General features: G+C 67.6%; 17 protein-coding genes, 1 tRNA gene and 1 pseudogene. 6 read left to right on the top strand and 13 right to left on the bottom strand.

What is annotated here, in order from left to right:
- Nucleotides 1-4: 4 nt before the first annotated feature.
- The 5 genes and pseudogenes from pilP to CFB49_RS35840 form a co-directional block, all read right to left on the bottom strand.
- Nucleotides 5-568 carry a type IV pilus biogenesis protein PilP gene (pilP, locus tag CFB49_RS20225; RefSeq protein WP_256121978.1) on the bottom strand — a complete coding sequence of 188 codons (564 nt, stop codon included), beginning with the start codon at nucleotides 566-568 and terminating at the stop codon, nucleotides 5-7.
- A 13-nt stretch (nucleotides 569-581) separates the two neighbouring features.
- Nucleotides 582-1,898 (bottom strand): type 4b pilus protein PilO2, encoded by a 1,317-nt coding sequence (gene pilO2 / locus CFB49_RS20220; RefSeq protein ID WP_069618427.1) that lies wholly within the window; start codon nucleotides 1,896-1,898, stop codon nucleotides 582-584.
- 25 nt (nucleotides 1,899-1,923) lie between these two features.
- Nucleotides 1,924-3,663, bottom strand: a complete 1,740-nt coding sequence (pilN, locus tag CFB49_RS20215) for a PilN family type IVB pilus formation outer membrane protein (protein WP_089492124.1) — start codon at nucleotides 3,661-3,663, stop codon at nucleotides 1,924-1,926.
- The gene (locus CFB49_RS20210) at nucleotides 3,663-4,847 is read right to left on the bottom strand and encodes a toxin co-regulated pilus biosynthesis Q family protein (protein ID WP_249190511.1); all 1,185 of its coding nucleotides are present in this window, start codon (nucleotides 4,845-4,847) and stop codon (nucleotides 3,663-3,665) included. Before CFB49_RS20210 ends, pilN begins: the two co-directional genes overlap by 1 nt.
- 477 nt (nucleotides 4,848-5,324) lie before the next feature.
- Nucleotides 5,325-5,477, bottom strand: a pseudogene (locus tag CFB49_RS35840) (IS256 family transposase); the annotation flags it as partial.
- Nucleotides 5,478-5,880: 403 nt separating this feature from the next.
- Here CFB49_RS35840 and CFB49_RS20205 point away from each other — a divergent pair.
- Together CFB49_RS20205 and CFB49_RS20200 are read left to right on the top strand one after the other, a co-directional pair.
- Nucleotides 5,881-7,317 carry a helix-turn-helix transcriptional regulator gene (locus CFB49_RS20205; RefSeq protein ID WP_089436225.1) on the top strand — a complete coding sequence of 479 codons (1,437 nt, stop codon included), beginning with the start codon at nucleotides 5,881-5,883 and terminating at the stop codon, nucleotides 7,315-7,317.
- 173 nt (nucleotides 7,318-7,490) lie between these two features.
- Nucleotides 7,491-7,958 (top strand): lytic transglycosylase domain-containing protein, encoded by a 468-nt coding sequence (locus CFB49_RS20200; RefSeq protein WP_089492122.1) that lies wholly within the window; start codon nucleotides 7,491-7,493, stop codon nucleotides 7,956-7,958.
- Between the two features lie 203 nt (nucleotides 7,959-8,161).
- Here the strand turns inward: CFB49_RS20200 and CFB49_RS36830 are convergent, their stop codons facing one another.
- Entirely contained in the window at nucleotides 8,162-9,022 is an 861-nt protein-coding gene (locus CFB49_RS36830) for a hypothetical protein (protein ID WP_249190510.1), read from the bottom strand.
- A 137-nt stretch (nucleotides 9,023-9,159) separates the two neighbouring features.
- On the opposite strand from CFB49_RS36830, the gene CFB49_RS20190 reads away from it, so the two are divergent.
- Nucleotides 9,160-11,460: a hypothetical protein gene (locus tag CFB49_RS20190; protein ID WP_249190509.1), complete on the top strand. Its 2,301-nt coding sequence runs from the start codon at nucleotides 9,160-9,162 to the stop codon at nucleotides 11,458-11,460.
- Nucleotides 11,461-11,720: 260 nt separating this feature from the next.
- Complete coding sequence (locus tag CFB49_RS35835; protein ID WP_143329303.1) at nucleotides 11,721-12,536, top strand: phage tail tip lysozyme; 816 nt, start codon at nucleotides 11,721-11,723, stop codon at nucleotides 12,534-12,536.
- Nucleotides 12,537-12,730: 194 nt separating this feature from the next.
- Here the strand turns inward: CFB49_RS35835 and CFB49_RS20175 are convergent, their stop codons facing one another.
- Nucleotides 12,731-13,090: an HrpB1 family type III secretion system apparatus protein gene (locus CFB49_RS20175; protein WP_069618433.1), complete on the bottom strand. Its 360-nt coding sequence runs from the start codon at nucleotides 13,088-13,090 to the stop codon at nucleotides 12,731-12,733.
- 19 nt (nucleotides 13,091-13,109) lie between these two features.
- The gene (locus CFB49_RS20170; protein ID WP_027782660.1) at nucleotides 13,110-13,415 is read right to left on the bottom strand and encodes a hypothetical protein; all 306 of its coding nucleotides are present in this window, start codon (nucleotides 13,413-13,415) and stop codon (nucleotides 13,110-13,112) included.
- A 283-nt stretch (nucleotides 13,416-13,698) separates the two neighbouring features.
- On the opposite strand from CFB49_RS20170, the gene CFB49_RS20165 reads away from it, so the two are divergent.
- Entirely contained in the window at nucleotides 13,699-15,408 is a 1,710-nt protein-coding gene (locus CFB49_RS20165; RefSeq protein WP_089492121.1) for a hypothetical protein, read from the top strand.
- A gap of 205 nt (nucleotides 15,409-15,613) precedes the next feature.
- Complete coding sequence (locus CFB49_RS20160; RefSeq protein WP_069618436.1) at nucleotides 15,614-16,468, top strand: methionyl-tRNA formyltransferase; 855 nt, start codon at nucleotides 15,614-15,616, stop codon at nucleotides 16,466-16,468.
- A 156-nt stretch (nucleotides 16,469-16,624) separates the two neighbouring features.
- Here the strand turns inward: CFB49_RS20160 and CFB49_RS20155 are convergent, their stop codons facing one another.
- The 5 genes from CFB49_RS20155 to selA all read right to left on the bottom strand — a co-directional run bounded on the left by CFB49_RS20155 (nucleotide 16,625) and on the right by selA (nucleotide 22,322).
- Nucleotides 16,625-17,761, bottom strand: a complete 1,137-nt coding sequence (locus CFB49_RS20155) for a hypothetical protein (RefSeq protein ID WP_069618437.1) — start codon at nucleotides 17,759-17,761, stop codon at nucleotides 16,625-16,627.
- A 154-nt stretch (nucleotides 17,762-17,915) separates the two neighbouring features.
- Nucleotides 17,916-18,404 (bottom strand): HrpB1 family type III secretion system apparatus protein, encoded by a 489-nt coding sequence (locus CFB49_RS20150; protein ID WP_069618438.1) that lies wholly within the window; start codon nucleotides 18,402-18,404, stop codon nucleotides 17,916-17,918.
- 428 nt (nucleotides 18,405-18,832) lie between these two features.
- Nucleotides 18,833-18,928: transfer RNA gene (locus CFB49_RS20145), tRNA-Sec, on the bottom strand.
- Between the two features lie 32 nt (nucleotides 18,929-18,960).
- A complete protein-coding gene (gene selB, locus CFB49_RS20140) occupies nucleotides 18,961-20,886 on the bottom strand; it encodes a selenocysteine-specific translation elongation factor (RefSeq protein ID WP_089492120.1) in 1,926 nt (641 codons plus the stop codon).
- Nucleotides 20,883-22,322 carry an L-seryl-tRNA(Sec) selenium transferase gene (gene selA / locus CFB49_RS20135; RefSeq protein WP_069618439.1) on the bottom strand — a complete coding sequence of 480 codons (1,440 nt, stop codon included), beginning with the start codon at nucleotides 22,320-22,322 and terminating at the stop codon, nucleotides 20,883-20,885. The genes selB and selA overlap by 4 nt, the downstream gene beginning before the upstream one ends.
- Between the last annotated feature and the right edge of the window lie 55 nt (nucleotides 22,323-22,377).

Below are 22,377 nucleotides of genomic sequence, written 5' to 3'. Positions count from 1 at the left end.
GACGTCACCTCGCAGACATCGGCAAGGCAGGCAGCGTCGGCACCGGCGGCACGCCGGGCGAGCCTGTCGACGCCACGTTGCGCGCGGGCTGCTGCCGCGCGCTCGCGGAGACGGTCAGCGTCGTGCGCCGTCCGTCTTGCGATGCGAGGACGATCGCGCCCGGGCGAATGGCCGCCACGCGCATGCCGTTGGGCAGCGTATCGCCCGGCCCGACGTCGAACTCCGCGCCGTCGCTCGTCGCCACCGTTGCGCCGAGCTTCTTGCCGAGCCCTTGTGTCGCCACCAGCGACACGTCCGAATACGAGGAGACGGTACTGCCCATCCGGTGCAGCGCTTCTTGCCGCTCCGCCACCTGCGCCTGCGCATCGAGCTTCTTCAGCTGTGCCTTGAGGATCATCGTTTCCTCCTGTAGCCGCATCAGTTCGTTGGCTGCCTGCACGGCGGCCGGCGTCGGAACGACGTTCATGCGCGGCGCCGCTTCAGCGGGCGCGGCGGCCGTGGCAGCTGCGGCGCTGGCCTCGCCGAACGCGGCCAACGGCCACGCCCAGCAGCAGGCGAGCACCAGCACAGTCAATGCATCGTCATTTCTCATAGAGCACTCCGTCGAGCGTCCACTGCCCGGATTTGTATGAAAGCGTCTCGACGCGCACGCCCGGCTCGTCGAGGTACCTGATGAGGCTGTCGGGCCGCACGTCGCCCAGTTGCGCCGACATGCGCCAGGTCTGCCAGCTCGGCGCCGGGGGCGGGCCGCCGCCCGGATGCAGCCGGTCCAGCGTTTGCGAAGCGAGGCTGCGCTGCGGCGCGCTTGCCGGCTGCAGCGTGAACGTCAGGCCGATGCCCAGCAACTGGAAGGCGGAAAGCATGCGCAAGCGCACGCCGCGCACGCCATCGAGCACTTCGTCTCCCCCCACGGGCAATGCCAGCGGCTCCACGTAGCTCGCATGCTCGCCGTTGCCGTCGATCGTCGCGCGCGGCTCCGCCGCCATCAGCATCGCCACGTTCGATCCGCCCCGCGACCAGCTGTAGCTGACGTTCGAGGCCCGGCAAACGTAGTCGTCGAGTTCCCAGCCGCCCGGCGCGATGTGCGTGAAGTGATCGAGGCACGCGCGAACGAATGCATCGGGCCGCGGCTCGCCGGCCCACGGGTGCGCGGCTTCGGGCGGTGCCGCGGGCTTGGGCGGATGCAGCGCGAGCTCCGCGCGCATCCGCTCGAACGCCTGCTGCCGCTCGAGTTCCATGCGGTGGCGCCGATACGCGACGATGCCGGCCGCAACCGCGGCCGCCACCACGATCGCAACGGCGGCCAGCAGCACCTCGCGCCGCGGCGCGCGCCGCGAGACACGCGACAGGTTGAGCCAGCGCGGCAAATGCGGCTTGCCGCCCCGGCGCGGGATCATGTCCTCGATGCGACGTGCGTAGAAGTTGTGGAACCCCTGCACTTCCAGCTGCGGATCGCCGATGACGACGTTCCAGCCGCCGAGGCTGTAATCGCTGTGCAGCCGCTCGAACACTTCTTCGCTGGAGCCGATCCAGTCGCCGTTCGGCAGGAACGCGCCGTCGCGCACCGCGAAGTAGGCCCAGCGCCCGTCGGGCAGATGGAACGCACCGAGCCAGTTCGGCGCCGGCTGCTGGCGCCCGTCGTAAAACGCGCCTTCGGCCGCGATCGTCTTCGACACGAGCGCGCCGAGCGACGGCAAGCCCAGTTGCGCGCCCTCGCGCGTGCTCGCGAAACCGGCGCCCGCGAAGGTGCGGTCGATACGCAGCACCATCGCATCGAAATTCAGGCGCGCGGCGAGTTCCACGGCCTCCGCGCGCAGCGCGTGCCGGCGCGAGAGCGATTGCCAGAAAAGGCCGCATATGAAACGCTGGCGGCCGATCTGGATGACTTGCGTCGCCATGACGGATCCTGTGCCCGAGCGCGCGTCAAGCGCCGTTGATCGCGATCGGCGAGAGCAGGATGACGATCACCTCGCGCGTGCCGGAGGCGTTGAACCCGCCCATCGCGTAGTTCGACGGATGGCCGACGCCTTGCCGGTTATCCAGATCGGTGATGCCCTCGTAGCCGCTGATGACGAGCGTCTGCCCCGACTTCACGGCGATGCGCTGCAGGAAGTTGCGCGTATCGACGGTCGGCAGCTGGATCTGCTGGTTCGCCGGGCCGAACGGCGCAAGGTTCACGAGCGACGAAATGTTGCTGTAGAACTGCATCATGATCGTGCCGTCGTCGAGGATGTGCGGCAGCACCGTGAGGTTGAAGCCGGTCGTGATCGTGCCCGGCGTGAGCGACGTCTGGCTGCCGATGTTGACGGTGTTGGTCGTCGAGATCTGCGCGAGATAGCCTTGCTGCTCGGCCACCTGCACGGGAACGGGCTGATCGTTGAGCGTCGTGATCGAGGCCGAGGTCTTGCGGTGCACCGTGCCCTGCGTCGAAAGCGCATCGATGATGGCCGTCGTGCTCGAGGCGCGGCTCGACGGCGTGATCACCGTGGCCGAGAGCTCGCTCGGGTTCTGGATCATGCTCGTGAACGCGGTGGTGATGCCGAACTGCGTGCCGAGCGCCTGATAGACCGCGTGCCAGTTGATGCCGTAGCTGTCCTGCGCGGAAAGCGTGACCGAGAGCACCGTCACGTTGACGAGCACCTGCCGCGCGAGCACGCGGTTTTGCTGCTCCATGAACTCGCCCACGCGCTCGAGCACATCGGGCGTGTCGGTGACCGAGATCGAGCCCGTGGCTGGCGAGGTGATGACCGAGCCTACCGGAGAGAGCATCGCCTTGATCGCCGTCTGCAAGCCGTTGTACACGGAGAGCTGCGCGTTCATCGTGATATTCGCGGTGTTGTCCGACGACACGGACGGCGAACCGGACGACCCGCCGCCTCCACCGCCCCCGCCGCCGATGCCCGCGCCGCCTGCGCCCGATCCGCCCGCCCCCGCGCCGTTGCTCGACGCGCCGCCGCTGTTGCTCGCCCCGCTCACGACGTTCGTATCCAGCTTCGAGTCGCCCGGAATGGCGACGACCTGATAGACGCGCGTGGCCGTGTAGAAGAAGACGATCGCGCCGTCCTCGTACTTCCAATAAACGCCGAAGCGAGCCGACGCCGTGTCGAGCAGCCCGCGCAGCGTGCCGCCCGAATACGCGATGCGCACGGGCGAGGATACGCCCGGCACGCGCGCGGCCACCGTCGCGGCGCTCGTGCTGGGCGCGGGCCCCTGCAGCAGGCCGGGGGGCAGCGGCGGCACGCCGGGATAGGCTCCGGCGCCGCCCATATCGACCGCGGCCTGCGTCGCGCGCGCGGCCGCTTCGCTCGTGCCCGGCGCGACCTTGGCCGGCAGGTGCGCGAGACGCGAAATGCGATCGGCGAACATGCGCAGCGAATCGACCGTGCCGTCGAAGCTCGCCGGCTCGTCGAAGAGCTTCGGCAGCGTCGATTTCGTCGCGATCTTGATCGTCTTGCCCGAAAGCCAGAGTTCGTCCTTGACGATGACGTCGTCACTGCCCGGCGCCGCGCGGTTGTCGCCGTTCGACAGCTTGCCGAGCAATTGCCCCGCACGCGCGGTATCGGCCTGCGAGCTGCGCTCGATCTTGTCCAGGAGACCCGTGCACCCCGCAAGCAGCGAGAGGCTCGCGGCAAGGATGACGAAAGGACGGCAGAGGACGCTCATCAACTTGCTCCTTTGGGAACGACGCGCATGACGCGATTGCGCTGGTACAAGACCACCTGAATCGGCACCTGCGAGCCGGCGAGCGCATTGGTCACCTGACGCAGCGCTTCGGCGAGCGTGCCGTGTATCGTGGCCGTCGCGTCGACCTGAAAATCGGTCGGTACGTCCCAAATGAATTGCCAGCCGGCTTCGCTCGCCCAGCGCGCGAGCGCATTGCGCACGGAGCCGTCCGACAGGCGCATCTGCCACTCCGTGCGCTCGGGCGCCGCCGCGGGTACGAACGCCGGCGGCGCGGCGGGCGCCGCCGATGGCGCCGGCGAGTCCGGGCGGAACGCCAGTTGCGTGGCGGCGAGCAGCGGGGGCTCTATCGCGTCCCGCTTTGCGGGCGCGGATACCTGCGCTCGCGGCGGTGCTGAAACACGTGCCGGTACCGATGCCGGCATGGCCGGCCCGGCTGCCGGTGCGGGCGACATCACCAGAGCGGGTGCGGGTGCGGGTGCGGGTGCGGGTGCGGGTGCGGGTGCCGGTGCCGGTGCAGATGCCGGCACGGGCTGGACCGCCAGTGCTGCCGCCGGTGTGCGAGCCGATGCCGGTGTGGCGGGCATCGACGTCGAAACGCGCGCCTGCGCCACGGTCTGCGCCCGTGCAATGGCGGGTCCCGCCGCGGGAGCCGTCGCCGCCGCGCCCGTGGGCAAGGTGGAAGACGCATTCGTGGCGGCACTGTTCATGCGCGACGCCGCGCCGGCCGCCGGCGCGGAAGGCTGCGGCTGCGGCACGTCAACGTTTGCGCGCCGCGCATGCGCAGTCACCGTGAGCAGACGCATATCCGTATCGATGCGCGCCTGCAGCGCAGGATCGACCGACAGCACCTCGCCAAGCGCTTGCACGACCGACGAGCCGGCGCGCCAGCTCACGGGCGCGTCGGCCCATGCGCCCGCGTTCGGCACATTGATGCTGTAACTCGTCGGCATGATCTGCTCGAGCGCGCGCAGCAGCGGAACGCCGTGGCCGCCCGTGCGCACGGCGCCGCCCAGGCGCTGCCCGCCGTCGACGATGACTTGCTGATCCGAAGCGTGCGCGACCGCGCAGGCGAACCAGACGCCGCACAGCAGCGCCCGAATTGCCGGCGGCATCGCCGCTATCCAGACATTCGCCCTCGCCCGGTTCCACCTCTTGTCGCTCATGCACCTCGGATGCACCGGAAGCTCTATTTTTTTTGTTGCCACGTTCTTTTCAATCTGCTTGAACCATGCCGATAGCCGCCCTAAAAGCAGTACCGAAAGGCGTCAGGAATTCGAAAGAAATTATGTAAGAAAACAGTAACGACGCGTAAGGATAGCACTACAGCTCATTGGGTGTTTACGGCAAAGTACACCGCACCTTTAAGTAAAAAATAATCCCGGAAAATCACGCTTTCTCGGCCGGCATGGATGATACAGGCACTGGCGCGAGAACGTCGTCCTCACGCCACAAGCCCCGCCCAGCAAGGCGCTGCGGCAGTCGCCACATTTTTTTTGACGTTTCGACGCGAATCGCGGAATGGCCGCCCGTGGAAATATGCCAGATACAATAATGTGCTACGGCGCCGTTCGCGGGCGTGCCGACAATTGGGTGCCCGTTCAGGAGGTATCCGGAATTCCGTGTGTGACGCGGATTGAGATTCAGACTCCAATGTTTAATCGTTCCGGATAAACAAGCGCGAACTGCTTCATGCCGCTCTTCCAATCGTGCCGGGAACCGGTTCGCTTTGGCCAAGACGCCAAGACGTTACGCAGCGCCAGCCAGATCAGTTTGAGCGCGGCCTCGTTCGACGGATCCTGACTCGCAAGGCGTCGAAGAACACGACCGGGTACATCGGCTCGAGCGGCCTGCCGACTCGGCGTCGCCCCTTCCCGTAGTTCAGGTGGTGGATCAGTTCGCCGCCCACCGCGCGTTCGAAGACATCAAGAGCCGGACACGCTCGCCGTGCGCCGCGCCAGACAGCGCACGGCGGCGGCAAACGTAACAAATCATCAAAGAACCGCGACGCAGGCCTCCCGCGCGTGCGTGGAGATCCACCGCGGCACCGCCCTCTCCGGCCAATGCCGATGCCAAACCGAAGGTAACAAACCATCACAAACACGCGCCTAAATCGGCCCGCGATGAAAACATGCGCTCACGGCTTCACGAATCGTTTCACGCCGCTTAACGCATCGCTCATCGAGTCAGGAGCACGACATGTTCTCAACGATCTACTTCGCCGCCGCCTCGGCCCTCGCTTTCGACGACACCCCTGCGGACGTCGCCTCGAAAATGCTCCAGGGCCAGTTTCTCGACGCTGTCCGCCACGCCGCACGCCATGCCGATACCGACACGGCGCAAGCTCAGCCCGGCTACGCACTGCTGCAAGTCTGCGCCGACCTCGAGCTGATGCTCGGCCGCCATGAAGAAGCGGAGGAAACGTATCGCCGCGCGCAAAAAGCCATTCGCGCCCATCGCGACGATCTCCGTATCGCGTCGTGCCGCAATACCGGCTGGCAAGCCTTGTTCCGCAACCAGTTCAACGTCGCGCTCAGTTGCTTCAAGCGCGTCGGCGAGGAAAAGGCGGCCACGCCGCGCCAACGGCTCGACAGCCTCGTCGGTGCGACACTCGTTTCGTTTCATCTGGGCCTGATCCAGGCGGCGTGCCATCGCCTCGGCGAACTGGCCGCGCTGGCGGCAGCGCATGGCGATCGCCGCTGGAGCTACCTCGTGGAGGCGCTGCGGCGGGACCTCTTCGCGCAGCACGAGCTGCACGGTGCCGAGCGACTCGCCGACCACATCTACTGGCGCTCGGCTATCGCGGAATTCGAGCCGAGCGAGGCACCGGTACCCGGCTCGCAGCCCGCCGGGACCGTGCTGCCGCTGCTGGCCGAACGACTCTCGCACCTGGACCGGCTCGTTTCGCTGGCCGACGGCCGGACGAGCGCGGGCGAAACGCTCAAGCAATACGTGAGCTGGAGCCGCCAGGCCGGCCTCAACGATTACCACCGCAGCCTGTGCCTCGAAATCACGCTGGCCGCGATCGCCGGCCACGCGACGCCGTTGGCCGAAGCGATGCTCGATGCGTCCGGCGCGGCGAACTCGCAAGGCAGCCAGCATGCGCGCTGGTACCTCGACTATCTCTACTGCCGCGCGAAGATCATGCAGCAGCAGATGCGCACGCAGGAATTCGCGCAGTTCTACGGCCGCTACGCGCTCGCCTCGATTCAGCACGTGCGCGCGGACAGCATGTCGATGCCCGCCGCCGCGGCCGATCACATGCAGGCATCGCGTACGGCGCAGCGCTCCGACGACGTGAGCGCCCGCCTGCCGGCGAAATACCGCCGCGCCTATCGCTACCTGATGGACAACCTCGACCAAAAGGACCTTTCGGTGCGCGAAGTGGCATCGCATGTGGGCGTGACCGAGCGCGCGATGCAGGCAGCGTTCAAGAACCACCTCGGGCTGTCACCGAGCGAGCTGATCCGGCGCCAGCGGATGGAGCGCATTCGCGGCGATCTGCTCGACGACGGCGCACCGGCCACGCGCGTGCTCGACGTCGCGAACAAGTGGGGCGTGCGCCATCGTTCGACGCTGGTCAACGGCTACCGGCGCGTGTTCCAGGAAGCGCCCTCGGAGACGATGGGCCGCTGAGGGCAGCGTGTGCGGCGCCAAAGCGCCTGCACCACCGATCGGTAACACGGCCGGCCCGCGGCTTTTTTCCGCCCACGCCGTCCGACGAAACGCGCACGCGTGGGTCGGACGGCGTTTTCATTCGCACGTCGGTGCGAAGCGATTCCCGCACCGCTTCTCTTACCGGATGATCCATGAAGCGACTATTCACACCCAAGCCGGCGCTCGCGCTGGCGCTTGCCGTTCTGTCCGTGCGCCCCGCCGAAGTGCGCGCGCAGACCGTCGACTGCTTTGCGGCGGCCGCGGCCTATCAACATGTGAGCCCCGTCGTGCTGCGCGCGATTGCGTGGCAGGAATCGCATGGCAACGCGAACGCGCTCCATCGCAACCGGAACGGTTCGACCGATTACGGCATGATGCAGATCAACTCGATTCACCTTCCGCTGCTGTCGCGCTACGGCGTCTCGGCGGACGACCTCATGAACCCATGCTCGAGCGTCTACGTGGCTGCGTGGCACCTGCACAAGATGATGGTCAAGTACGGGAATACCTGGGAGGCGATCGGCGCCTACCATTCGGAGACACCTGCCGAGCGCGACCGCTACGCGCGTTCGGTGGAACGCATCGTCGAGCGCATGAAGCTGGCGGATGACGGGCAGTAGGACGTGCGCGGGCAGCCGGGGAGACCCGGCTGCCCGCGCACGTCATCAAGAGAGAAAGCGACGTTGCATGAGGAAGTCGTCCCGTATGGCAAGCGCCAAGGCAAGCGCGAAGCGGAACGAAGCAGGAACGAGGCAGGCAGGAAGCGTGGACGAACCGGGGCGTTCGCGAGCCGCGCGCGAAAAGCCGCGGCCCGCCGTAGCCGTTACTGCCCCTTGGCGGCGTTCGAAATGTTGCTGGCGCCCTTGTTACCCACCGACGCCAACGCCGACGTGAGCTCCTGCGACTGCTGGTTGACCGCGGCCGCCAGCGTGTTCGCGTTGTTGAGCCGCGTCATCTCGTTTTGCTGCTTCATGAAGTCGTTTTGCATCGCGGCCATTTGCGTCACGGGGTCCCCCGCGCCGAGGGCCGATGGACGCACGATGTCACCCGCCGCATGCATTGCGGTGGACGCGACGCCGGGCGGCAGAAAGTGACTGCCGGCATGAAGCGCCGAACTCAGAAACTGTGCGCCGACGTTCCCCGCGCGCCCCGGCAGGCTGGCAAAGTTGCGGGGCGGCGCAGACGGAGCCGGCGGCGCACCGGCGGCCCCCTTGAAGCTGGACAGCCCGTCCAGTTGGCCTTTGCTGCGCGCGGGCGCCTGCTTTTGCGCGCCGTCGGCCGCACCGTTCTTCGTCCCCTTCTCGAACTCCGCGACACGGGACTGGACGAGCCCCGGCCGAATACCTAAGTTGTTCATGGCGAACTCCTTGAGTGACATGACGATTTCCGTCGCCGGCAACATCGCTCGATGTCGGTGCGGCACGGTCTCCGCATCCCACTCACGCGGAGCGATATCGAGGAATGCAAGCGCAAGCTTATGCGCCACGGCATTGCGCCACGCAAGCGACGCGACGCGGCGAGCGAAATTGCGAAGCGCGCATGCGGCACATGCGATGAAATACGCAAAAGGGATCCGAAGCCGCAGCGCCCGCGCCGGCATCGACGTGCGTTTTTTTGCACGCCACTTCGGAATCGGCAGGCTGCCATCGTTATGTCGTTTTACCTTTCCAACACGAGAACCCACGTTCGCAAAGCACGAAGACGGAATCGGCGGGCAAAGGCGCGCCGACCGCCTGGACGCGATGAAGCAGCGCGCAAGTCCATCAAGGCCTTTGTCGCGAGGCGACGTCGAACGATCGAAATCAACTGAAAGGAAACGTCATGACGATCAGCACCAGCACGCAAGTACGGTCATCATCGCTCGACCTCCCGCGCAACGACACGCAGCCCGCGCCGGCCCCGCGCCAACGAAGCGCATCGATGACCGGCCCGCGCCCCTCCGGCGGCGCATTGCTCGGCGCGTTGAGCAATGCACCCGCCTTTCCGGCGCACACCGGCACCGATGCACCGGCGCCGGCGAGCCCGCTTTCGACGACATCGCAACCGGCCGGGACGGCGCAGCCCCCATCGCCACCGCTGCCGGCACCGTTGCCGGTCAGGCGCAACTCGCTGCCGCCGCGCGCATCATCGTCGTCAGGCGCCGCGATCGGCCGCCACGGTGAAGGCTCACGGTCGCTGCCCGGTTCGGGCAAGCTGGGCGCTCAACGTACGGCTCTCGGAGACGAGACGGTGCCGGTGCTCGACTTGTCGGCGGGCGGGCAGTCGAACGAAGAATTGCCCGTACACGAGGAACCGCCGCCACACACGCCTGCATCGCAGGAAAGTGCGGCGCCCGTTGGACATCAGGAGCCGGTGGAAACGGAAGCTGCCGGCAAGCAACCGGCCACGTCGCGTTCGGGTAGCCCGCTGCCGCACGAGAAGGAAACCACGGGGCTGACAACCGCGACGACGAACGAGGCCGAATCGAAACCCGAAACGTCCCGCTCGAGCAGCGCGCTATCGCTCGATAAGGGGGTGAACCCGGCGTTGCTCCACCGCGCCGCATCGGACGCTTCCTCATCCGCTCCGTCCAGCCCCGCCCTCGATCGACACAACCCTGCGCTGGGGAAAGCTGTTTCCGAGCCCCCCGAAGACAAACCCGTGCCGGAAAAAAGCACTTTCACGATGCCTTCCCTCGCGAAGGCGTCATCGTCGCGCCTACCCGAGACACCTTCGGTGCCCGAGGAGCACGACACGACGTCCCGGAGCCCTCTCTCCCCGAATCCGGCCAGCTTCTCGGCGCCTCACCGCGTCGCGCACGACATCGAAATTCAGGATCCCGAAATCCAGCCCGAGGCAACCGTTCCGAGCTCGTCGTCCCGGGTAGCGCCGGAAACCCGTACGCTGGCCGCCGCCGGGACATCGGTGCCCGCGGAGATCTCGGCGGTCGCGGAACCCGAAGACGTACGTCCGGCATCGGCCGCCGAGATGAGCAGCCACCTGTCGGCCGCGCTGTCCCGGCCGGGGCAAATCCGGTCGTTCATCTCGAACGTCGGCGACATGCTGACTCGGAACCCCTACGGCGCCGCGCAACCGCTCAAAGGGTGGACGGCCAACCTCGTCAACGCGTTCAGTCATGAATTCGTCGCAACCGGCGGCGCCACGCTCTTCCGCGAGTTGTGCTCGATGGCGACCGAAGCCGTCCTCGACAAGACCGGCGCCGGGCCCGAAACACGCGGCGTCATCACGGCCTCGCTGTTCACCGCGGCGGCGATGGGCAACCTGGTCGCGATGTTGCACAAGTATCACACCGGCACCGCGGACAAGAAGACCTACGCGGGCCACGGTGCGCAGCTCATCGCGCTGATCACGACGATGGGCCTCGCGGCCCATGCCGGCAAGAACGACGAGGGCAACGGGCATCTTGGGCAGCTCGCCGGCATGCTGCCGAGCGCGATCAAATCGTACGCCTACCTGGCGCGCGACGTGATCAACGTGTTCCGCCCGCTCGAAGGCAATCACGACGCAGGCTACGAGCGCCCCGTCAGAGGTCAGGCACTCAACGGCGTTCCGTATTTCGGAAACCAGCTCGCGGTGAACACCGCGCAGGGCAGCTCGCAATGGTCGGCCACGTCCTACGTCGACAGCCTCATTCACCACACGAAGAGCAACGCAGCGATCAAAGGCCTGTTCGGCTATTCGGCAGCGAATGCCGCCGGCGAGGGGCTGGATGCGATCGGGGGACGCGTGGCCTCGGAAATCTCGACGCACGGCTTCACGGGCAAGGCGCTCGATGAACTGAAGACGCTGCGCCTGAGCTGGGGCAAGATCGACACCGCCGAAACCAGCACGGCCAGGCAGCTCGGGGACAAGGCGGCTGGCGCGGGAATCGCGCGTCTCAGCCTGTTCCTCTCCCTCTATGCCGCCACCGCCGTGGTCAATCACGCCGTGGAGGGCAGAAGCGATTGGTCCGCCGGCCACAAGAGCTTCACGGAGAACGCGTTGGGCGCACTGCTCATCATCGCGGGATGCCTGCCGTTTGCCGCGAGCACGTCGAGCCCGTCGAACCGGTCGAACGAGGGGCGAACGGCCGACGCCGACAACGCGGTGGAACTGGGCATGATGCGTCGCACGACCGCCTGAGCACGCGAGCCGCGCCGAGCAAGCGAAACGACGAAGGTTCGCGCAGGTGGCCGCATCAGTGGCGCGGCGGCTCGCCTGCCGCAAGCCGCTTGCATCGACATCGCGGCCGCCACCCGGTTCGGCGGTTCGGCAATCCGGCGACGGCTTCGCATCGGTCAACGCGCTGTAAGCACCGGGCAATAAATTAGGTTTCGCAGGCGGCCGCTATCGGCCCTCCATCAGCAACTGATGAATACCGTCATTCTCACGCGGAGAAAATCATGTCCACCACGGCAGTGCAAGGCTATAACGCCGGCTATCTGAACGGCATCGACGATGTCGGCGGCATCGGCGGCACGAACGAATCGCAGCTCGCACAACTGCTCGAGTTGCTCATCGAAGAAATCAAGCAGATTCTCGATCCCTCCAGCCAGAATTCAGGCGATGCGGGTGGTGTGGGCGGCATCGGCGGCGGTACGCCTTCGTATTCCCCGCCGCCCGCCTATGCCGGCGGCGGCGCCGCCGCGCCGGCCGGCACGAGCGGCGGCGGCGGTGGCGGCCAGAGCGGTGGCGGCGCGTCGCCGGGAATAGGCGGCGGTGGAAGCGGTGGCGGCGGCCACGGCAACACGCTGCCCAATGTATCGGGCGGGGACGCCGCGCACGCCATCGCACAGGACCTCAAATCGCGCTACGGCCTGACCGACGCGCAGGTCGCCGGCGTGCTCGGCAACCTGCAGCAGGAAAGCGGGCTGCAAGGCAACGTCAATCAAGGCGGAGCGACAGGCGCGCCCTCCGGCAACTTCGCGGACGACAACGCCAACGGTTGGGGTCTTGCGCAATGGGGCGGCACACGCAAACAAGGCGAAATCAACTATGCGAAGGAGCACGGGCTCGACCCGGGCAGCCTCGAAGCCAACATCGGCTTCATGAATCAGGAACTCGACACGACGTACAGCAAGACGATCACCGACATCAAGCAGACGACGACGGCGGACCAGGCGGCACTGGTCTGGGACAAGGACTACGAACAGGCCACCGATCCGCAAATGGAAAACCGCAACAAGTACGCCGAGCAATTCCTCGCGCAAGGTCTCTGAACGCGAACGCGTCCGCCCCCCCGGGGGCGTTTGAAGCCCGCACGATCCCGCCCGATGTCCGGGTGGGATTTTTTTGCGCGGCATGTTCCGCCGCGCGAAAAACACCGCTCGTCGGCAATACACAGACTATCCGGATTCAGGGGAAACGACTCGATGGGCTCGCCGAGCGGGGCCGAAGGCCCCGGGAACGGCCATCAGTCTCTTTCGAGCAGGCGCCGCATGGCAAGGCGCACGTAGGGATCGGTACTGTCCTCGTGTGCCGTCGCATAGCCATGCCACGACGGATCATCGAGGACTTTCAGGCAGATTGCCTTCAGTTCGGGCGCGCGATCGTCGGGCAATCCGTTCACGATCTGCCACGCTTCGTGCGGACGCCCGCGCACCAATGCGATCGTCACGGCAAACACGTGCACCTCGCGCGTTTCGGGGTAGACATCGTGCATGCGCGCCAGCAGCGCCTCGGCCTCGTCCAGCTCGTTGGCCTCGATATGCTCGATGATCGCCTGCGCGATGGCCGGCGCATCGGCCGGCAGTTCGGTAAGAAGCTCCATCATGCTCGTCACCGTCCGTGCGTCAGGCGGCGCCCGTGCCCGAGGTCAGCGTTCGCACCGCCTCCTTGCCGCCCGCCAACGCGAGCGCGGTAGCGGCGCCCTCCGGCGTCAGGTTTTCCGCGAGCGCCGTGCCGCCCTCGAGCGCCTCGAGCCCACCCTTCGCAATGGCCCCCGCCCCCGCAAGGGCTTCCTTCGGGTTGCCGCTCAGCAGCCCCTTGCCGAACGTCGCCGCGCCGTGCAGCGCGTTGCCGACACCATGGAGAACATCCCCTGCAGCCTTGGTGACATCCCCCACTACGCTCTTCACAATATTGCCGATGAAGCTCATTCGTTTTCTCCTTGATCGTGAACGAAACGCGCGTTCGATGAAACGCGCGAAGCCGAACCGCATGAAGGCGGCCCTCGTTCCAATCTAATGAATGCGGATGCGAAAGCGTTCGCGCGCGCGAAGCCGCACCGCGAAAGCCGAATGCGCGACACCCGCGAGACGGCTCGGCGGTATGCCGCCGCGAACCTGCTTCGCCAATCCGAACGACGCTTCGCGCGGTTCACCGGAGTGTCATGACCGGCTCGCACAGTGCAGTCCATCTTGTCTCCTGGTCGAGAACATCATGGCGCCCCCACCCAAGATCGAGCCCCGGTCGCATGCGATCGAATCCGCCTCCCTCGCCCGCACGCCGAGCGACCCCGGCCCCTCCACGGGCACGAAATCCGCGCCGGCGCCGACCCGGCGCGCGAGTGCCGGCGCGCTCATCGAGGAACTCGGCAGCCTCGGCAAGCGCCCGCGCGCGGAAAGTCCGCCCGCCGCGCCCGCTGTTCCCAAGCCGGCAACGGCTATCGCGCCGCAGAAGCCCGGTGTGGACGACATCGGCGCATTCGTGCCGGGTGCCGGCGGCAAAGGCCGGCGCTTCGCCGATTTCGCGCACGCGATGGGCGTCAACCGCAAAGGCATGACGTTGACGGCATTCGCCGCCAAGCGGCCCGCGAAAGACGGCCTGAACGGCGTGTCGACGGCGGCGCACGGACAGTTCGGCTACGACGCGGCGCCCGCCACCGACCTCGTGAACGCGCTGGCCTCGGGCTCGAACGCCGCCGCCGCGCATTCGATCCATAGCCGTTACGAAAACAAGGTCAAGGCGATGCTCGCCGCCGACGTCGAACGCTTCGAGCATCCCGAAAAACGCCCTCCGGGCGCGCCGATGCCCAACCAGGTCGACAATCTCCTGCTGACGAAAAACAGCAACGGAGAATGGCAATACGACAAAGGCAAGCTCTCGCGCATGGCGCGAGACGACGCGCACCCGCTCACGCAGCATGCCCGCGACGTACTGACCGCCATGAGCATCGCGGAGAACAAGGGCAAGCAACGTAACGGCGCGCTCTACCAGTCGGTCACGTCCGCCATCGGTCTGACCGCAAGCGGGCTGCTCGTAGGCGGCTCGCATGGCGCGCTGGCACCGCTCGCGGCATCCGGGCACCTGACCAACGCAGTCAAGGAAGCGCTCGATTTGAAGAAGCCGTTTGTCGAAGGACGGCAAAACCTGCGCAATGCGAAGGCCGCCACGATTCAACGCTACGTCGACACGGTATTAGCCCCGCACGACTACACCGGCCAGACGCAGGACGAGCGCCTGCGCGCGGCGCTGCAAACGAGCCGCGCGAAGATCGATGATCTGCGCACCATGGAGGCGCGGCCGGAGGACGAAGGCCTGCCTGCGGACTTGCGCAGCCCGCAGGCGCAGGCCGGTGTCTATGCGTCGCTCTATGACGATGCACGCCGCTACGCCAACAGCACGACGTCGTTCGGCAAGCGCTTGATCTCGGGCATGCACGCCGAAGACAAGGCGAAGGTACACAAGGACGCCGAGCGCGACATCGTGGTCAAGCACATTCTGTCGATGGTCACGAAGAGCATCGGGCGCCTCGATCCAGTCTCGCTTGCGGCGCTCGCGGGCGCCGACATGGCAGTCGATGCATCAGGCGCGCAGCGCGCCAGGCAGGCGCTCGCGATCGTGGGCAACCATCCGCGCGCGAGCCGCAATCAGGATCTGATCGCCGCGCACACGCTGCTGACAGACAGCGGCATTCCGAAGGGCGAAGCGGCGCTGCTGCTTTCGCAGCTTGCCCGCGCGCGGCGCGAAAAACCGCAAGAGGCGTCGGCGCCGCGCGATACATCGGCCTCCAGCCCGGGCGCCGCACCGCTGACCGAAAGCGAGCGGCTCAAGCAGATCGCCAACATCATCGGACAGCCCGGCCTCACGGCAACCGCCGCCAAGACGGCGGAGGACGCCATCAAGAAAAACCTCGGGCTGAGGTCTTGACGCGCGGCGCGGCGTAGGGCGCAATAGCGACGCCCTCGCCGCGGCGCGCAGTCGGCGATTGATTTGCCGGTTCGCGGCACTCGACGAAACTTCGGAATGCGCAGGTTGTCCTCCACCGTGCGCGCTTACCGTGAAGCGGGGTGGCCGTCGGCCGTCATCGCCGTCCATGCCGCCATGACCTTCAATGCGAAAGGGAGAACCGATCATGCGATTCGCGTTCGCCGGCTTCGATCGCTGGCGTGTCGTCTTCGACGCGTTCGTGGCCGCCGGCTGGGAGCCTGTGGCGCTCTACTCGATTCCGGTCGACAACCGGCTCGACTTCAATAGCGAGCTCGTCGAGCGCGCGGACAAGCTGCGCATTCCGGTGCAGCTGTCACGCATCGACGAAGACGATCTGCGCTGGCTCGCCGAACGGCAATGCGAGGCACTGATCGTGGCCGGCTACAACTGGAAGATTCCGGCGTGGCAGCCCTATCTGCGCCATGCGGCGAACTTCCATCCGTCGCCGCTGCCCGACGGGCGCGGCCCGTACCCGGCCATGCGCGCCATCCTCGAGGGGCGGCGCGAATGGGGCATCAGTTGCCATCGAATCGATGCCGATTTCGATACCGGGGACATCATCGATTCCGAATGCTTTCCGCTCGATGCCGACGAATGGCACGAGACGCTGCAGCTGAAGCTGCTGATGGCCGCCCGTCGGCTGGCCACGCGCGTGGCCGGCGACTTCGATCGGCTTTGGAACGAACGGCGTCCGCAAAGTGCGGGCAGCTACTGGCCGCGCCTTGCCGATGCCGAGCGCACGATCGATTTCGCGCGGCCCGTGGCCGAGGTGATGCGCGTCGTGCGGGCCTGCGGGAACGTCGAATCGATCGCGCCGCTCTTCGGCACGACCGTCCACGTGCGGCGCGCCACCGCCTGGCAGGAAGCACACACGTACGCGCCCGGGCAGATCGTGCATCAGTACCGGCGCTGGGTCGTGGTCGCCGCGCAGGACGGCTTCGTCGCCTTGCTCGAATGGAGCCCGCTGAACGCGTCCCTTCGTCAGCAGATGGCGGGCTGAATCGGGACATCGGTTGCGCCGGTAAACAACGATGCGGCCGTGCTGCGGTGTTTCGCAGCACGGCCGCCGATTGTCGCCGGTTGTTGCTTCCTGCAGCCCCCGATCGGCGGCCGCTCGGGTCGCCGATCGGGATGATCGCCGGAACGGCCGGCGACGTTACTTCGTGCTGACGCCGGCGATCGTACCCGTGTGAATGCCGGTGATGTTCTCGAAAGCGACCGCGGCGCGCGTCTTGCCCGGCGTCAGCACGTTCGCGCCGCCCAGCGCATCCGAAAGCGCCTTGCTCGCGTCGTGGCTGATCTTGCCACCGCCATGCGCGTTCGCCGTCTGCTGCAGTTGTGCGCCGATCGCCGCCGCATCCGACTGGCTCAGCTTGCCCGACTTCACCGCGTTGGCGAGCGTCTTCGCCGCGGCATTGCCGTCGCCGTGCGACAACGCGCTTTCCATGGCCTGGAAGTCGGCGCCATCCTGCGCGTTGAAATTGGCCAGCGCCTTGCCTTCGTCGGCCATCTGCAGCGGCTTGCCGTCCTTCAAGAGATCGCCCGTACCGGGTGTGAAGCCTGCCGTCGCGCCCGTTGTCGGCAAGCCGCCCGTCGTCGGCAGCGTACTGGTGTTCGCCGGAAAACCGCCCGTGCCGGGCAAGCCGCCGGTCGTCCCCGGCTGCGCCGCCGCGCCGCCTGCGCCAGCCGCGCCACCCGTTGCGTTGCCCGCCGCGCCGAGTCCACCTTGAGCCGCCCATTGGAAATTGCCGACCGCGGACTTGCCGTCGGTGCCCGCCACGTCGTGCGTCTCGATCTGCTGGTAGGCACCCGGGTTCGCGAGCATGGTCTGCGCCGCTTGCTGCACCGTGGGCGGCGTGCCGCCGTCGGCGTTCGTCGCGAGTTTGTACATCGTGTTCGGGTCCGACGCGTTGATGCCATGCTGCCCCATGTACGAGGCCAGCACGCCCGCAGCGTTTTGCACCGTCATCCCGCCGGTGCCGCCCGGCATGGCGCCTGCGCCCCCCACGCCGCCGGGCGTCGCCCCCACACCGCCGGGCGCAGCCCCCATACCGCCGGGCATTGCGCCCGCGCCGCCACCGGGCATGCCGCCAGCACCGCCGGCGCCGCCCGGCATGCCGCCGGCCTGCCCGTTCTGCCCGCTCTGCATCTGCTTGAGCAACTGGCTGATGAGGCCGATGAGATCCTTGAGCACGTCCTGCGTCGAGCCCGTCGAGGCACCGTTGGTCAGCCGTTGCAGGTAGCTCGCCGGATCGGTGGGGTAGGTGGTCATATTCGGAACGTTCAGATTCATGATGTTTCCTTCCTGTCGGGTAAGTGTTTGCGTGACCGTCGGTACTACGAGGCAAAGTCAGTCTAGGTTGCTGTCGCTGCTACAAGCGCACCGATGCGAAGGCTGCAATTGAAATGCGAATCGCCCGGCGCGCGGAAAACGTGAAAACGGATGCTCATGCGCGGACCCACGTCATCGACGCGGAGAATCCGCTGTTGTCGGCCGGCACGCCGTGCGTGCTCGCCGGTGCGTCGGTGGACGCAGGCGCTTGAACGCCGATGTCGAGCTTTGCGGCACGCTCGAGCAGACGCGCGCCGATCTTCGCGCCCTCGATGCTTTCGCGCTGGTCGGCCGCGCTGAGCGCATAGCTGTGCCACAGCGGGTCTTCGAGGCCGAACAGACACACCGCCATCAGTGCGGCATGAAGCCCCGAGCGCTTCGCTTCGGTGTCGTCGTCTTCGAGCACGCGGCGCGCGTCGCCCCATGCCTGGCGCCGGACGTAGCGCCACGCGGCGACCGTCCCCGCCCCGGGCCACCTGGGCCAAAGCACGCGGATCGCTTCGAGGAGATCCTCGAAGTCGGCTTCGTCGTCGAGCTGCGAAGCCGTCCACAGCACCTTGGTTAGGCCGCCGGCAATCTCATCCCTGCATCCTGTGTAAGTCACGATGTCCTCGTCTGCTGGAGTGCTGCAATCAAAAAGCGCACGGCGGCGCCGCGCACGGCCGTGCCGTGCTTGCTGCCGGCTCGTGCGGTGGACGTCCCCTGGCGGTTAGTCTCTTGTATCGGGTCGGCTTTCGCCGACGCGATGCGAACGGAACGATCGGGATGCGAAGAGAGAGCGGAGAAGAAAACCGACCGCGGCGATGGGATCGATCGGTGCGATAAGCCGGATCGCTCGCTGGGTATCGAAAGGCGGGGATTTGCTCGATGGTCGGTGCCGAAGAAGGTCCGCCATCGGTCGACGCGCTGCCGGCCATCGGCCATGGCTGCCCGTCGAATCGCCCCGGGGAAGCCACGAACACACCGCCCCCCCAAATCGCTTCAAAATCAGCGGTCTGCGGGCCGGTTACGGAATACGCGGGAAGCCATGACTGGCGGAAGGCAGCCAGAGTCGAACTGACCCGGGAGTGTCTGACACCCCCAACTGGATTTGAAGTCCAGCCGTACCACCGGATACGAATGCCTTCCGTGGGAAAAAGAAACCGAAGAACGACGAGCGCCTACGCCTGAATACCCATCCAACCGCTGTCAGGCCGCAGGTAGTGAAGATCGCGGTGGAAGCGAGTATACCCAACCCGATCGAAGAACTCGAGAATCTGGATCGCACGCTTGCGACCGAGCCCCGTCGCGTCGCGGAACGTCGCCGCATCGAGCCCGCCGCCGCGCGACGGCGCGAGATGCGCGACCAGTTCCGCGAGTTCGCGCGCGACGTCCGCATGATAGAACAGGTCGCGCACGACCTGCTGCACGTCGCCGCGCCGTGCGAGCTTGCGCAGCAGCGCGCGCACCGCGTCCTCGGCCGTGCCCGTGTCGCGCGCCAGGTCGCGCACCCACGGCGGATCGAAGCGCCCCGCGTGAATCAGCGGCAGCAGTTGCCGCGCCAGCGCTTCCTCGCGCGGATCGAGGCTCACCGAATGCGACGGCAGATGCAGCCACGGCCCGCTGCGCACGACTTCGCCGCCGGACACCAGCGCGTCGACGAGCGCGCGCCACAGCGCATCGCCGACGAGCGGCGCGGCCATCCGCCGCAGGCGTGCGGCGTCGAGCCCCTGCTCGTCCGGCATGCGCTCGTGATACGCGCGCAGCGTCTCGATCGCCCGCGTCTGCAATGCCCGCCAGTGCGCATGCGAAATCACGGCCCCTTCGTTCGACGCGGCGTCGCGTTGCCCGATCGCCAGCGCATCGTCCGGCAACGCCAGCACATTCGGCGCGAACCCCGTCAGATGCGTGAGCGTCGCGCGCGCAATGCCGAGCGGCGCCTGCGCGAGCAGCGCATCGACGCGCCCTTCGTCGAGCCACGCCGCGAGCGCATCGAGCCACGCGCGACGCGCGGGCGTGCGGCGCTTGCGAGCCGGCCCGAACGGATCGAGCACCCGGCCGCCGCCGACGGTGCGCGTCGCCTGCGGATTGCGGACGATGAAGCGGTCGCCCGGCAGCGCGAACACCGGCTCGTCGAATACCAGTTGCACGCGCATCCGCTGGCCGGCCGCGAGCGTGTCGCCGTCGAGCAGCGCGACGTGCGCCACGCGATGCAGCGTACCGAGATGCACATGCAGCGGCGCCCAGTGGGTCAGCGTCAGCCCGGCGTCCGCGAGCAACGTCAGCTCGACGTCCAGGCGCGGCGACGTCGCGACGAGCCGCGCGTCGGCGACGGTGTCGCCCCGCTCGACGTCGGCCTTGTCGACGCCGGCCAGGTTCAGCGCGCAACGCTCGCCCGCGCGGCCGGCCTCGACCGGCCGGTTCTGCGCATGGATGCTGCGCACGCGGGCCGCGCCGCCCGTGCGCACGATCGCGAGCGTGTCGCCCGTCGCGACGCGCCCCGCGAACGCGGTACCCGTCACGACGGTACCCTGCCCGGCAAGCGTAAACACGCGATCGACCGCGAGCCGGAACAGCCCGTCGTCGCGACGCGCGCGCCACGCGATCGCCGCGTCGGCGAGGTGCTGCTTCAACGCGGCGACGCCAGGATCGTCGGTCACGGTCGCACGCGTTTCGAAGATCGGCACGCCGGCCAGCGTCGAGTCGTGCAGCCACGCGGCGATCTCGTCGCGGACCTCGGCGACGCGCGCGGCATCGACGCGATCGCATTTCGTCAGCGCGACGGCGCCATGCGTGACGCCGAGCAATTGCAGGATCGCGAGATGCTCGCGCGTCTGCGGCATCACGCCGTCGTCGGCGGCAATCACGAGCAGCGCGAAGTCGATCCCGCACGCGCCGGCCGCCATCGTGTGAATCAGCTTCTCGTGGCCCGGCACGTCGATCAGGCCAAGCACGTCGCCGTTGTCGAGCGGCGTATACGCATAGCCGAGCTCGATCGAGATGCCGCGCGCCTTCTCTTCCTTCAGGCGATCGGTGTCGACGCCCGTCAGCGCACGCACGAGCGTGGTCTTGCCGTGGTCGATGTGCCCCGCGGTCCCGACGATCATGCGGCGGGCCCCGCGAGCGGCACGCATTGCGCGACGAACGCCGCTTCGTCGGCCGCTTCGAGGCAGCGCAGGTCGAGCCGCAGCGCGTTGTCGGCGATGCGGCCGATCACCGGCCGCGGCCATTCGCGCAGCCGCTTCTCGAGCTGCGCGAGCGCGCGGCCGCTGCGCTTGCCGTCCGCCGAGCGCACCACGAGCCCGGCGCTCGGCAACTGGTCGACCGGCAGCGCGCCGCTGCCGATCTGGCTGAACATCGGCTCGACGGTCACGTCGAAACCGCTGCCGAGCGCAGCCTGCAACGCCGGGCGCACGCGTTCGGCCGCGTCGGCGATCTCGCGCTGCGGGCGCGTCAGCAGACGCAGCGTCGTGAGCCGGTCGCGCAGGAATTCGGGCGACTGATACAGGCGCAGCACCGGTTCGAGCGCCGCGAGCGTCAGCTTGCCGACGCGCAGCGCACGCTTGAGCGGATGCTTCTTGATCTTCGCGATGAGCGCGCGATCGCCGACGATCAGGCCGGCCTGCGGGCCGCCGAGCAGCTTGTCGCCACTGAACGTGACAACGTTTGCGCCGGCGGCGACGGTTTCCTGCACGGTCGTCTCGTGCGGCAGACCCCATCGAGACAGGTCGGCCAGCGTGCCGCTGCCGAGATCGACGGCGACCGGCACGCCGTGCTCGCGCGCGAGCGGCGCGAGTTCGGCGAGCGTCGCCTCCTTCGTGAAGCCGCTGATCGCGTAGTTGCTGCAGTGCACCTTCATCAGCAGCGCCGTGCGCGGGCCGATCGCGTCCGCATAGTCGCGCAGATGCGTGCGGTTGGTCGTGCCGACCTCGCGCAGCTTCGCACCGGCACGGCTCATGATGTCGGGAATACGGAATGCCCCGCCGATCTCGACCAGCTCGCCGCGCGATACGACGACTTCCCGCTTCGTCGCGAGCGCGGACAGCGTCAGCAGCACGGCCGCCGCGTTGTTGTTGACGACGGTCGCGGCTTCCGCGCCCGTCAGTTCGCACAGCAGAGCGTCGATCAGGTCGTCGCGATCGCCGCGGCGGCCGGTGGCGAGATCGAATTCGAGGTTGACGGGCCGCGTAAGCACGTCGACCACGGCACGCACCGCGTCGTCGGGCAGCAGCGCGCGCCCGAGGTTCGTGTGCAGCACGGTGCCGGTCAGGTTGAACACGGCCCGCACCGCGCCGGCGCTCTGCGCGGCCAACGTATGCGCGACGGCAGCGGCGATGCGCGGCTCGTCGAGCGGCTCGGCCGCGGCGGGGTCATGCTGCGCGGCCGTGCGCCAGCGCTCCAGTTCCGCGCGCACGGCGTTCAGCACGCGCGTGCGGCCGTAGTCGGCGACGAGCGGCTGCAGCGGCGCCGACGACAGCACGCGCTCGACCGACGGCACACGCGCCAGCACGGCATTCAATTCATTCACACCCGGTTCGGTCACGTCGTTATCGCTCCAGTCTCATGCTTCGCAGTCGGCCGGGCCGACGCTCGCGCAC

Source organism: Burkholderia sp. AU17457 (genome assembly GCF_002223255.1).
In the GTDB taxonomy this organism is placed as follows: domain Bacteria; phylum Pseudomonadota; class Gammaproteobacteria; order Burkholderiales; family Burkholderiaceae; genus Burkholderia; species Burkholderia sola.
The sequence above is the reverse complement of the archived record's forward strand: the minus strand, read 5'-3'. Positions and strand labels throughout refer to the sequence as shown.